This is a genomic window from Halarsenatibacter silvermanii (assembly GCF_900103135.1).
Classification (GTDB): Bacteria; Bacillota; Halanaerobiia; order Halanaerobiales; family Halarsenatibacteraceae; genus Halarsenatibacter; species Halarsenatibacter silvermanii.
The window spans coordinates 1-12,479 of record NZ_FNGO01000001.1; the positions used below are offsets into that span (position 1 = coordinate 1).

The following is a 12,479-nucleotide window of genomic DNA, read 5'->3' on the forward strand; positions in this document are numbered from 1 at the left end:
ACCCAATTTTGCTCAATCGAAATGTAAATGTAAAATTTTTGCATAAGTGCTTGACCTCTGCAAACACATGTATTATAATAATGATATCAATCAAAAAACAGGTGGAAGCCAGTGGATTCAAGAAAACATATTTGGATCTTCTTGTTATCAGTGATAAATATCGTATAAGACCACTATCATAACAATAGTGGCTGGAAGATATAAAGCAAAGTGATACTCGAAATTTTTCGAAACTCAGGTTAAGTCTATGGCCAAAAAATAGTGTCCCCGGCTCAGGATGTGCCGGGCTGAGCGGGAGCTCAGGGACGAGCTCTCGCGAAGAGAGCGCAATTTTTTGGCCGAAAACTTAACTTAAGCCAAGGAAAAATTTCATTGTGAACGAAGCTTTATATCTTCCAGTACAACTAAATGAGGTTTTTGACACACCCATTTACCAACTTAAGACAAGAAGATTTCATGAAAGAAGGCGAAGAAAAAGGCATGGAAAGAGGTATTGAAAAGGGTAGAAAAAAGACATTAATAGAAACCTTGCTGGTTTTTGCTTCTGACATATTTTCCCTGGAAGACACTGAAAACTTAGAAAACAAACTAGAAGAAGCTGATATCGATACTTTGGAGAATATCAGAGATAATATTCTTTCTTTAGATAGCATAAATGATGTATACGACATGTTAGAATAAGTATAGCTTTTGAAAGTGGAGTATAACACAACTCAGAAATATTTGGGGGTGAACCCGGGGTGAAAAAGGAAATTAGCGAAGAAGAGATTGAAGAATACGCCCGCGGTTGGAGAAAGAAGCTGCAAAAAAGGAGGCTGCTCGCAAAAAAAGACTCAGGCGAGCCAGAGAAAAAGTAGATGCTGTGGCTGAACTGGCAGTTGACAGCTTTAATGTGGATGAAGTATGGATATTTGGCTCGCTTGCCACAAAAAAAATGCGTAAAAATTCTGATATAGATATCATGGTTTCTGGCCTCCCCATGGAAAAGTACTGGTCTTTTTTCAAAAAAGCTGAAGAATTAGCTTACCCTTTTAAGATTGATATTGTACTCCGTGAAAAAGCTTCCAGTGCTCTAAAAAAGAGAGTCAAACGGGAAGGAGTAAAACTTACAGGTGAAGAAAAAAATAATCAGCTATTTTCAGGGTAAGCCGGAGATTATTGCAGTCTATCTTTTCGGTTCTCTGGCTGATGGGGCTGATGATAAATTTTCCCTCAACAGTGATATCGATGTGGCTCTGATGCTGAAGGAGGAGGGCGCGCTACCGACTTTTGACTATCGGCTCCAGGTCATGACTGAGCTGGCCGATATTCTGCAGAGAGAGGTAGATGTCATTATCTTTTCTCGGGCGGATCTGCGGCTCAAACATCAGATTTTAAAGGGAGAATTGCTAATCGGCCGCGACAGCAAAGAGAGAATCCGCAGGGAAAAGCGTTCCCGTCAAAAATACCTGGATATGAGGTATTTTTATGATATATACGAAGAAAAACTGGGAAAGGAGCTGTAAATACATGGTGGATCCAGAAGTAGTTAAAAGCAAACTGATCAAACTGGAGGAATATATCCAGGAACTTAAAGAATATAATGATATTGAGCTGACAGACTATAAAAATGATAAAATTAAAAAGCGCTATCTGGAACGAACGCTGCAGCTGGCACTGGAATCAATCCTGGATATCGGCAATCATATTATAAGTGATGAAAGACTGGGTAGCCCCAACAATAATGCTGATATCATCAAAATCCTGACTGAACATAAAATTTTCGATGTCAGCGAAGAGAAAAAAGAACAGTACATCAGGATGGCTAAATTCAGAAACATCCTGGGCCATGATTATGCTGAGATAGAGGATGAAATCATTGTCAATATTTTGAACAATCACCTGGAAGACTTCAAAACTATATTCAACTTTTATCGGGATTATATTGGCTAAAATTCCCCAGTTTTTTCTGCACAAGCTTGTTATCAACCACTATATTACCTCCCAAATCTCCCTTCGCGCAGGCGCTTTTTCTGATATTTTTCCTGCACCGCAAGCAGGGGCAAAAAATCCAGATACTTTCTCATAATGTTTTCCTGAAATTCTCTGCGGAGTGAATTGGAACGAGTAAAAAGCAGTTTGCCTTTTTGCAGTATTTCATAGGACAGAGTCACTGAAGCATTGTTGAGAATAACAAGATCAATTTTTTCTCCCACAGCTTTCTCAAGCTCCACAATAACCCTGCTTCTGTAGCCAAAACTACCCGTTTCTTTTATATTTTCTTCATCCACATAAATTGCCAGGTCCACATCACTGAGTTTGTTATCCAGGCCCGAAACCACCGAACCAAAGATATAGGCAAAGATTATTTCCTCTTTTTCCCGCAAAAGCTCTGTGATTAATTCCTCCAAAACTCCCACCTCATTTTCCCCTATCTCTACCTGAAAAAGGTTTATATATACACCATGATTATACCATGGATAATTCAATTTGAAAAAATGATTTAAAAAAAATTAAGCAAAAATACGCATCTCCAGCCACCACTCATAGTCAGACCCGGGCTTTACTTCTGCTGCTCTCCCGGTCTTATGGGCTAAATATAGATCGTCAAATGCTCCGGTGCAGGGTTCCAGGGCCAGATTGTAATCACCCTTAAGTTCTCCCAGCGATTTCCATATTCCCAGATAGGGCACCTGCTCTGGCGGGAAATACATCTCCAGCCGTGCTCCGGTTTCCGGATAAGAAACCCCACAAAATCCCTCCGTCAGCTCACCGGCAGTATAGAATTTTTGACAGGAATCCGGAAGCGAGGGGTCCATACTTCTCAAATCCAGCTCCTCTCCGGTCAATCTGCTGATTGTGAAGGGATACCCATGCCTTTCACCCCATCTGCCCAGATAAAGATTTTTGTCCTCCACATTGATAACCTTCTCCACCTCCCGCGGAAGCATGAGCTCCATATCCTGCTCGTATTTAAATAGTGGATGTGCCGCCCATAAAAAAATCAAAGGTTCATCATTGTTATTATGTACCCCATAGTCCAGTATGATTTTGTTTTCATCCAGCTCAATTTTTTTATGCAGCCGGCATTTCAATCGGGGCAGCTCAACCGCAAAATCCAGCGTTTTTTCGCTTTTATCCAGAGAACACTGCCAGCTCTCTGTCCAGACCTCACCGTGATCGGCAAGCTTTAATCCTTGCAAACTTCCCTCCGGATAAAAACTGGCATCTATGGTGGGAAACATCTCATCAAATCCACTGGCATCATATTGAGAAAAATCAGCTCCATGGGGGGGCTTTTTGAGTTTATCCGTTTCCCGCTGAAAGAGAAATTCTCTTCCCTTTCTGAGGTCCTGCAGTGATACCATCTTGCTGCCATAAACAGGTAAAAATTCGGCCCTCAGTATATCATTCTCTATAACCACAGAACTGAGCCCTTTATACACACTTTCTTTCAGTTTAGTATTCATTTCCACCTCTCCCTCTTTTATTTCTCTTTATTTACTTCTGCAATTCACCCGCTCCCTCGACGATATCGCAGACGTAAATATCTGGATCAATACCGGTCTTTTGACGATAACCGCTGCCCACAAATTCTCTAAATTCTTCAATCACTTCCTTTTTTACCAGGTTAACCGTGCCGCCCCCGAAACCAGCACCGGTCATCCGGGCTCCCATTGTTCCTTCAACCTCCAGAGCCAGCTCCACCATCAGATCCAGCTCTTCACAGCTGACTTCATAAAGATCACGCAGACTTTCATGCGAAAGAGTAATAAGCTTTCCGGCTCTTTTAATCTGTCCTGCTTTCAAAGCCTGCAGACATTCCCGCACACGTTCATTTTCTTCCAGGACATGGCGGCATCTCCGCTCAATAATTTCCGGCAATTTTTCCCGGTGCTCTGCCAGCTCAGCCGGGTTGATATCGCGCAGAGCCTTTACTGGTTTTTCCAGCCAGCGATCAAAATATCTCACGGCCTCCTGACACTGCTGCTGTCTTTTATTGTAAGCCGAGCTGGCCAGATTGTGCTCAACTCCGGTATCGGCCACCACTATTTTAAAATCCTCCCCTGCCGCCGGCAAAAGCTCAAATTCCTCCGTGCGACAATCCAGAAACATGGCCGAGTTTTTACGGCCCAGAGCAGAAATAAACTGATCCATTATACCGCATTTCACCCCTACAAATTCATTCTCAGCCCGCCGGCAGATCCGGGCCAGACTGATTCTGTCTATATCCAGGCGGTTAAGCCGCGAAAACGTTACAGCTGTCGACACCTCCAGAGCTGCCGAAGAACTGAGTCCAGCTCCCACCGGCACATCACCAGCAATAACTGCATCCATACCCTGCAGCCTGTATCCAGCTTCCTGCAGAAAATAAGCGATCCCCTGAATGTAATTTATCCAGTTAACTTCTTCATCATAAGCTATATCATCCAGCTGAAAGCTGGCCTGCTCTGCAAAATTGCAGGAATAAGCCCGCACTTTTTTGTCCGAACGTAATTCTGCGGCTAACACAATTTCCCGGTCTATGGCTACCGGCAGCACAAAACCATCATTATAGTCGGTATGACCGCCGATCAGATTGACCCTGCCCGGAGCCCTAAAATATTTTAGGGCAGAATCAGCCCTGGATTTTTTATCTGCAAATACAGTCTTCATGATATCTGCCAGATTTTCTAATCGGTCGGGCATACTGTCATATCTCCTTTCCTGTTTTGCTCTCGCCGTATCCTTCAGGATTGCTGGAATGCCAGCGCCAGGCAGTTTCGATGATATTTTTGAGATCTTTATATTCTCTCTCCCAGCCCAGCTCTTTTCTGATCTTCTCGGAGCTGGCGATCAGAACAGGAGGATCCCCTGGTCTGCGCTCTGCCGGTTCGGCCTCTATCTCCCGGCCGGTAACCTCTCGAGCTGCCTCAATAACCTCCTTCACGGAAAAGCCATCACCACTGCCCAGGTTGTAAATACTGCTTTCCCCTTCTTCCTCCAGTTTTTCTAAAGCCAGTATGTGGGCCCGGGCCAGATCGCTGACATGAATATAATCTCTGATACAGGTACCATCGCGGGTTTTATAATCAGTGCCGAAAATTTTGAGCTTATCCCGCTGCCTGAGGGCGGTTTTCAATACCAGCGGTATCAGATGTGTTTCCGGATCATGATCTTCTCCAATTCCGGCTTCATAATCGGCACCACAGGCATTGAAATAGCGCAGAGATACAAAACCCAGTCCATAGGCATTATCAAAATCTGCTAAAATTTCCTCATAAAAAAGCTTGCTGCGCCCGTAAGGGCTGGCGGGCTTCGCGGTATCTGATTCTTCAATCGGTATATTATCCGGACTGCCATAAACCGCAGCTGTTGAGGAAAAAACCATTTTCATCACATTGTGTTCGAGCATAATTTCCAGCAGGTTAAGCCCTGCTGTCAGATTGTTCTGATAATACTTCTGAGGGTTTTCCATCGATTCCCCTACCAGACTGTCTGCCGCCAGGTGAATGACAGCTCCGATATCATGGTCAGAAAAAATTTCGTCCAGCTTCTGCCTGTCAGCCAGATCACAGCGGTAAAATTCACCGGCCAGCACCGCCTCCCTGTGGCCTTTCTGGAGATTATCGATAACGACAATATCATAGGGGGTTTTCATCAATTCCCTGACCACATGGGAACCAATATAACCTGCTCCTCCGGTTACCAGCACTTCCATATCAGTTAACCTCCCGGACAGCGGCAAACATCGCTTCGATATTTTCCGGCGGAGTATCGGGCTGTATATTGTGCGCCGGCGAGAAGATATAGCCGCCATCTTCACTCATAATCTCTATAATTTCCTGGCATTTTTCCTTCACTTCTCTGGGTTCTGCCTTTGGCAGCATCTGCTGTACATCGATGGCGCCGTGGAAGGTTATGTCGGAACCATATTCTTGCTTTAGCTTCTCGGGATCCATACCGGCTGCACTGGTCTGCACTGACTGCAGGATGTCCACTCCAATTTCAATCAGGTCACCGATCAGCGGGAAAATAGCTCCACAGGAATGGTGAAAAATGCTGGTTTCACCGCTTTTCTCCCTGATAAAATCGTAAAGCTCACGCTGCCTGGGTTTTATGAATTCGCGGTAGGTTTGGGGAGAGATCATCAAATTGTTCTGCGTGCCCAGATCATCGGCCAGAGCGAATATATGCACATAATCACCGACGGCATCGATATATTTCCGATAAAAATCGGTATATATCTCCAGCAGCTTATCCAGGAGGGCATGGGCAAATTTCTGATTCATCTTCAGATCCAGCATAAAATTTTCATATCCCCGCAGACGCTGAGCCTGTTCAAAGAGGCCTCCAAATATCATATCGGCAATGAGCACATAATCGCTTTCCTGATAAAGCTGGCGAGCTTTTTTCTTTAGCCCTTCGGTGCGGCCTGGATCCGACGGATCGGGCCAGTCAAAGGTTTCCAGATCATCAATATCGGCGTCAGCCAGAGGAAATTCCACAATATCATAGTAGATGCCGGCCTGCTGGCGCACTATACCGAACTCATCGGCAAAGCGCCCATCTTTTATTTCCAGCTCCCAGCCTTCGGGATCTCCCATGGCCAGCCGGGCAAAATCACAGCCATATTCCTGCTTGAGAATCTCCGGGGGTTCGATCAAACCCTGAACTATGTCTATCATCTCCGCTTCAGCGTCAAGTTCTTTATACTCCGCCAGCTGTTCATAGGCGCCGGCTGTCAGCGAAGTTACTATGCTGCCCCCCAGATCAACAGGAACTCTGTCCGGTTCTCTGTGTTCTATTGTCAGCTCAAATCTCTCTCTGGAATTCAATTTCCATTCCCCCAGTTGCTGTATCCAGTTTTTTTCACGGTATCCACCATGGCCCAGAAATTCTCCAGAGGCGTATCCAGCTGCAGATGATGGGTGGGGCCTATGATAAATCCTCCACCTCTGCCCACCGTCTTCAGACGCTTTTTCACCTCGGAGATAACATCTTCCCGCGAACCGAAGGGCAGCGTCTCCTGTTCATCCACAGCCCCCCAAAAGCAGAGCCTGTCGCCGAATTCCTCTTTTAACCGGGCGGGATCCATGCATTTGGGCTGAACCGGGTTAAGCACATCCAGGCCTATATCGATCAAATCGGGTATGATGGGTTTAATATATCCATCTGAATGATAGGCTACTTTGACATCTGGATTTATCTCCTTTACCTCACTGATGATATTGGCCATCTTTCCTCGAAAAAATTTCCGCCACAGCTGAGGAGAGATAAGCATTTTATCCTGAGCTCCCATATCATCTCCCAGCCAGATCATATCAACACCCATACGGGTCAATCTTTTTGCCACCTGCCGGTGGTATTCATAGGGGATATCGAGTATTTTTTCGGCCAGTTCGGGTTTTTCCAGAAAATCCATAAGCAGACGATCAAGCCCCCGCAGAGCCCAGGCTGTCTCGAAGATAGTGGTAACCACACCACCGCAGATATAGTATTTATCCCGAAATTTATTCAGTTTTCTCCGGGCTCCCTGATAGAGATGATCGCGATCAGGATCAGGTGGCTGATAATCATCAACCATCTCATCTGCGGCCAGCGGATGATCGGTCATCTCCGTATAGCGCCCCTGGCCAAAGCGGGTCTCGTATTCGACCGACTGCCAGCCCACACCCCATTCATCGACATAATCGCCTTCCTCCTGATAATAGGAGGTCGCCCAGCCCACAGAGGTCAGCAGCATATCCTGCCCTACCCTTCTCTCCAGCAGGTGATCATCTTCTTCTACTTCCTTTTCTTTCAGATCCATATCCTGTCTTAATCTGTCAGCAAATTCCGGGGTATAGCTGCAAAACAGGGGGCAGCGGTCGGGTTCTTTTTTCTCCAGTGCCATCTCAACTCTTGTCCTGGGCTGCAATATTATCCTCCTCCTGCTTCTATAAATTCCAGATCAGCTATACGGGCAAACTCTTTGAGATGATCCGGCTTCAGAGCCAGAGAAAAACCGGTATGATGGGCGCCCCCGGCCTCTATCCAATCCTTTACGGCCTTTTTGAAATCGGGTCGGGGCCGCCACAGAGTGCGGGCTACGGGCAGCTTTTCCAGCTCTTTTTCAGGATTTACTGCTTCCACTTCATTGACTATGAGGCGAAATCTATTCCCCATATCGATCACGGAAGCATTCAACGCCCTGCCTGTGTCCGAATTGAAGACAGCCCGCACAGGATCCTCCCGACCGCCGATATCCAGAGGATGTATCTCCAGACGAGGTTTAGATTCAGCTATAGTGGGACAGACTTCCAGCATATGAGCTCCCAAAACTTTTTTTCGGCCGGGCTCGAGGTGATAGGTGTACTGCTCCATAAAAGTGCTGCCGCCTTCCAGTCCCTCACCCATGACCTTCATGGCTCTGACCAGAGCTGCTGTCTTCCAGTCTCCCTCGGCTCCAAATCCGTAGCCGTCAGCCATCAGGCGCTGAACGGCCAGTCCGGGCAGCTGTTTGAGGCCGTGCAGATTTTCGAAGGTAGTGGTGAAGGCCTTAAAATCACCTTTTTTTAGAAATTCTCGCAAGCCTGCCTCTATTCTGGCCTGTTCCCGCAGCGATTGATGATATTTACCGCCGGGTTTTAGCTCTTCTGCCAGCTCAAAATCCTGCTGATAACTCTCTATCAGCCGGTCTATCCTATCTTCTGTGATCTCTTCCATGCAGCCGGTCAAATCTCCCAGACCAAAACCTTCAACGGAATAGCCAAAATCCCGTCGGGCAGAAATCTTATCCCCCTCAGTGACCGCCACTCTGCGCATATTATCACCAAAACGGGCTATCCTGGCTTCCTGCATATCCTGCCAGGCTGCTGCCGCCCTGGCCCAGACGCCCAGCTCCTTTTCAACCTCTTCTTCCTGCCAGTGACCCACGATCACCTTATTATCAATATCCAGCCTGGCTGTAATATAACCAAATTCTCTGCCGCCGTGGGCCGACTGATTTATATTCATATAATCCATATCTATCTCGGTCCAGGGTATATCGCGATTGAACTGGGTGTGCAGGTGAACAAAGGGTTTTTCCAGCACCTTGAGCCCTTTCATCCACATCTGGGCCGGAGAGAAAGTGTGCATCCAGATGATAAGTCCGCTGCAGCTTTCATCAGCATTCGCCTCCCGCATCAAAGCTGTGATCTCTTCTGCTTCTGTCAGCACTCCTTTAAACTCCACCGCCTGCGGTATTTCAGGCTTTTCCTGAAAAGAAGAAACAATTTTGCGGGCATTTTCTTCCACTTCCTCCAGGGCCTTTTCCCCGTAAAGATGCTGGCTTCCCGCCACCAGCCACAGTTCATATTCTGAAATTTTCAAGGTTTTAACCTCCCGGGCGATTTTGTATTTCTTTAAATTTGGAACTCTCTCCCTCATTTCCCGCCTGGAAAAAGCAAGGTAATTAAGCCTCCATAACTCCTGGCTAAAAAGGCAGGAATTATGGAGGCCGTAAAGTTAATTATATCCGACCGGTCCCTTCGTGTGCATCTTTAGATACTATATTATCTAATTCCTTCCTCTACCAGGGGAGCCAGAACATCTACGTTATCTTCATGCACAAGACCTGAACCGGTATCGATGTGAAGGCCTGAAAATTCATAATTTTCGGAGATATAAATCTGCATAATGGGCAGAAAACCCTGCAGGAATGGCTGCTGATCGTGAACCAGCTGGACATAGCCCTCCTGAATTGCATCCAGTGTAGCCGTTGAGAGATCAAAGCCGGCGCCATAAATCTCGCCGGGTTCTTTGCCGGCAGCTTCAAAATAGGTGTCCATTGTGGAAGTGAGAGCACCATGATCGGTGATAACCAGATCAGTATCGGGATTTTCGGCCAGATAACCGGAAATTACAGGGATGCCAGCGGAGGCATCGGCATCGACCTCAGAAGAAATCTCCATATAATCCACTTCAACGCCGGCTTCTTCTACAGCATCAACTGCTCCCTGTGTTCTCTGGCCTCGTTCGGGCTGAGCTTTGAGGCCCCAGATAAAGGCGCTGTCGCCTTCACCCAGCTCGGCTCTTTCTACAGCTGCCTCACCCAGCATATAACCCGAATCATAGAGGTCCTGACCGGCGTAGCCAAAACCTTCGTCCACGTATCTCTCCTCCAGGGCGGGCAGTGTAGTATTCTGGCTGGTGACTGTTATACCCTGCTCCTTGGCATTTTCCACGTGGGGTTCTAAAGCATCATCACCGGGATGACCCATAATGGCTATACCGTCGGGATTGGCAGCCACAGCTTCCTGAAATTGAGTCACCATCTGTTCCGGACTCCAGTCCGACCAGCGATATCTTACGTCGACTCTATCGCCCAGCACTTCGTCAGCATAGTCCGCACCATTATATACTATCGTCGAAAATGGTCCTCCTTCAGGTCCGCCCGGGAAAAAGTAAATAACCAGAGGATCTTCTTCTGCCATGGCCGGAACAGTAAAGACAAGTCCGATCACCAGCATCAAAGCCAGAGATAAGGAAACTTTCTTTAGCATAAAATCTCCTCCTTGTTGGGAAGATTTTTAAAATAATCTCTGCTCCAGTGTCCATTCAATTATTTAATCCAATGAACTGCCGGCAGGACAGGAGCTAGACGTTTTATCCAAAGTCAAAAATCAGGCTGTTAACAAATTTTATCTCCCGTCAGGACTTTTAACCACCTCCCTTATACTGACATCGGGGTTTATTTCTCAATGCCGGATAACTTAATTACCAGGCTGCCCTATATCAAGTTGCCCCAATTTTGCGCAGATAGGTGTGTATGGAAACAGAAACAACAATTATAAAACCGTATATTAGCTGGGTCCAAAAGCCAGCCAGACCTGCTGCTACAATACCCGCTTCCAGAGAACCGATAAGAAAAGCAGCCAGAAAAGTTCCAAAGATAGTACCCTGGCCCCCTTTCATGGAAGTTCCTCCTACAAACACAGTGGCGAAAGCTGTCATAAAGTAACCTTCACCCTGAGTAGGCCACCACGTTCGCAGTCGAAAAACATCCATAACACCTGATAAAGCGGCCAGCATGGCCATAATTATAAATACCGCGATTTTTGTTTTTGTCACACTAATACCCATAAGCTCGGCTGTATGGGCATTATCTCCTGTGAATAGTACATTATCCCCAAATTGATGTCTATAAAGAATGAAGCCGAGAAAAATTGAAAGAATTAAAAACCAGACGGTCTGCATAGGAATAAATAAAATCGTTCCGGTAAATAGCGGATAAAGAGAATGTTCAGAAATTCCGGTCATGACTATTGAAGAACCATCAGTTAGCAGGGTAACCGCTCCCCGCAGAAAAAACATCATACCCAGCGAAGCCACTATTGAGGGCATGCCCACTTTGGTAATGAGAATGCCGTTGGTCAAACCCACTATAAAACCGCCGGCCAGGGCTGCCAGAACCCCCAGTATGATGCTGTTGGTGGCCGAAAAAGCCAGACCGAAGAAAAGACCACCTACTGCCATAGTTGAGGGGAAGGTAAGATTTATCTCTCCGATTGCCAGCACAAAGGTCAGCCCTAAAGCTAAAAGCCCCACGAATGGCACTGTGGTCATAAATGTAAAATATATATCAGGACTGAGAAATGTATCGGGGCTGGTTATGATAAACAATAACCAGACCAGAAATGTAATGACTACCAGACCCAGTTCCAGACGATATTTTCTCATCCAGGCTTTCCTGTCTTCGGTAAAAATTTTATTCTACCCCCATTTTCAGCTTAATTCTCTTTCGGTTGCCATAATCAATTCTTCATTTAATTCTTCCAGGCTGCATTCATCTTTGTGATACACGCCAACTTTCTCGCCTCTGTCCAGAGCAACAAATCTATCTGAGACCGGATAAACATTGGCAATATTATGGGAGATATATACACAGGATTTGCCGCTTTCTTTTACCTTCTCAATAAAATTCAGCACTTTCTCTACTTCTTTTAAAGAAAGCGCCATGGTCGGCTCATCCAGTATGACAAGATCCGCTTCAAAATACATGGCTCTGCCTATGGCTATCCCCTGACGCTCCCCTCCAGAAAGTGAAGAAACTTTTGCATCGGGCCGGGCTCCTTCGCCGGTAAGCCCCATGATCTCCCTCATTATCCGGCGGGTTTCTTCTTTCGTTTTCTTTACGTCGATGAAACCAAAACGATTTTTGATATGGCGGCCTATGAAAATATTGCGCCAGATTGGCTGCTTTTCACCCAGAGCTTTTTCCTGATAAACAGTCTCTATCCCCAGTTCCCTGGCTTTATTGACAGAATAACTGCTGGTATCTATTTTATCTCCTTTTATACGTACCTCTCCTTTTGTAGGGGGCATAACTCCACTCAAAATTTTAATGAGTGTAGATTTGCCCGCCCCATTATCGCCAAGCAGCCCAACCACTTCGTTCTCGCCCACCTCCAGGTCAACTCCTCTGAGAGCTGTTACTTCTCCAAATTTCTTATGGATATTTTTCATTTCAACTAAACTGATTTTCATTACCTCCC

Annotated in this window: 14 protein-coding genes; 4 read left to right on the forward strand and 10 right to left on the reverse strand. The window is 46.1% G+C overall.

The window, feature by feature from the left end; all coding sequences use genetic code 11:
* Positions 1-456 precede the first annotated feature (456 nt).
* From BLT15_RS00005 to hepT, 4 genes are all read left to right on the forward strand, one after another.
* The gene (locus BLT15_RS00005) at positions 457-681 is read left to right on the forward strand and encodes a hypothetical protein (RefSeq protein WP_089757422.1); all 225 of its coding nucleotides are present in this window, start codon (positions 457-459) and stop codon (positions 679-681) included.
* A gap of 181 nt (positions 682-862) precedes the next feature.
* A complete protein-coding gene (locus BLT15_RS00010; protein ID WP_159429731.1) occupies positions 863-1,147 on the forward strand; it encodes a nucleotidyltransferase family protein in 285 nt (94 codons plus the stop codon).
* Entirely contained in the window at positions 1,113-1,505 is a 393-nt protein-coding gene (mntA, locus tag BLT15_RS00015) for a type VII toxin-antitoxin system MntA family adenylyltransferase antitoxin (RefSeq protein ID WP_089757426.1), read from the forward strand. The genes BLT15_RS00010 and mntA (BLT15_RS00015) overlap by 35 nt, the downstream gene beginning before the upstream one ends.
* Before the next feature lie 4 nt (positions 1,506-1,509).
* Positions 1,510-1,932, forward strand: a complete 423-nt coding sequence (gene hepT, locus BLT15_RS00020; protein ID WP_159429732.1) for a type VII toxin-antitoxin system HepT family RNase toxin — start codon at positions 1,510-1,512, stop codon at positions 1,930-1,932.
* A gap of 44 nt (positions 1,933-1,976) precedes the next feature.
* Here the strand turns inward: hepT and mntA (BLT15_RS00025) are convergent, their stop codons facing one another.
* The 10 genes from mntA (BLT15_RS00025) to BLT15_RS00070 all read right to left on the reverse strand — a co-directional run bounded on the left by mntA (BLT15_RS00025) (position 1,977) and on the right by BLT15_RS00070 (position 12,471).
* The gene (mntA, locus tag BLT15_RS00025) at positions 1,977-2,390 is read right to left on the reverse strand and encodes a type VII toxin-antitoxin system MntA family adenylyltransferase antitoxin (protein WP_234985441.1); all 414 of its coding nucleotides are present in this window, start codon (positions 2,388-2,390) and stop codon (positions 1,977-1,979) included.
* Positions 2,391-2,492: 102 nt separating this feature from the next.
* Positions 2,493-3,449, reverse strand: coding sequence for an aldose epimerase family protein (locus BLT15_RS00030; RefSeq protein WP_089757431.1), 957 nt, complete (start codon positions 3,447-3,449; stop codon positions 2,493-2,495).
* Between the two features lie 31 nt (positions 3,450-3,480).
* Positions 3,481-4,668 carry a galactokinase gene (locus tag BLT15_RS00035; protein WP_234985442.1) on the reverse strand — a complete coding sequence of 396 codons (1,188 nt, stop codon included), beginning with the start codon at positions 4,666-4,668 and terminating at the stop codon, positions 3,481-3,483.
* A gap of 4 nt (positions 4,669-4,672) precedes the next feature.
* Positions 4,673-5,680 (reverse strand): UDP-glucose 4-epimerase GalE, encoded by a 1,008-nt coding sequence (gene galE / locus BLT15_RS00040; protein WP_089757433.1) that lies wholly within the window; start codon positions 5,678-5,680, stop codon positions 4,673-4,675.
* A gap of 1 nt (position 5,681) precedes the next feature.
* Positions 5,682-6,797, reverse strand: coding sequence for a uroporphyrinogen decarboxylase family protein (locus tag BLT15_RS00045; protein WP_089757435.1), 1,116 nt, complete (start codon positions 6,795-6,797; stop codon positions 5,682-5,684).
* Positions 6,794-7,879: a uroporphyrinogen decarboxylase family protein gene (locus tag BLT15_RS00050; protein ID WP_089757437.1), complete on the reverse strand. Its 1,086-nt coding sequence runs from the start codon at positions 7,877-7,879 to the stop codon at positions 6,794-6,796. Before BLT15_RS00050 ends, BLT15_RS00045 begins: the two co-directional genes overlap by 4 nt.
* 2 nt (positions 7,880-7,881) lie before the next feature.
* On the reverse strand, positions 7,882-9,315 hold the full coding sequence (gene araA / locus BLT15_RS00055) for an L-arabinose isomerase (protein ID WP_234985443.1): 1,434 nt from the start codon (positions 9,313-9,315) through the stop codon (positions 7,882-7,884).
* A 182-nt stretch (positions 9,316-9,497) separates the two neighbouring features.
* Positions 9,498-10,487, reverse strand: a complete 990-nt coding sequence (locus BLT15_RS00060; RefSeq protein WP_089757441.1) for a sugar ABC transporter substrate-binding protein — start codon at positions 10,485-10,487, stop codon at positions 9,498-9,500.
* Positions 10,488-10,719: 232 nt separating this feature from the next.
* Positions 10,720-11,664, reverse strand: a complete 945-nt coding sequence (locus BLT15_RS00065) for an ABC transporter permease (protein ID WP_089757443.1) — start codon at positions 11,662-11,664, stop codon at positions 10,720-10,722.
* 45 nt (positions 11,665-11,709) lie between these two features.
* Positions 11,710-12,471, reverse strand: a complete 762-nt coding sequence (locus tag BLT15_RS00070) for an ATP-binding cassette domain-containing protein (protein ID WP_089757445.1) — start codon at positions 12,469-12,471, stop codon at positions 11,710-11,712.
* Positions 12,472-12,479: the final 8 nt, after the last annotated feature.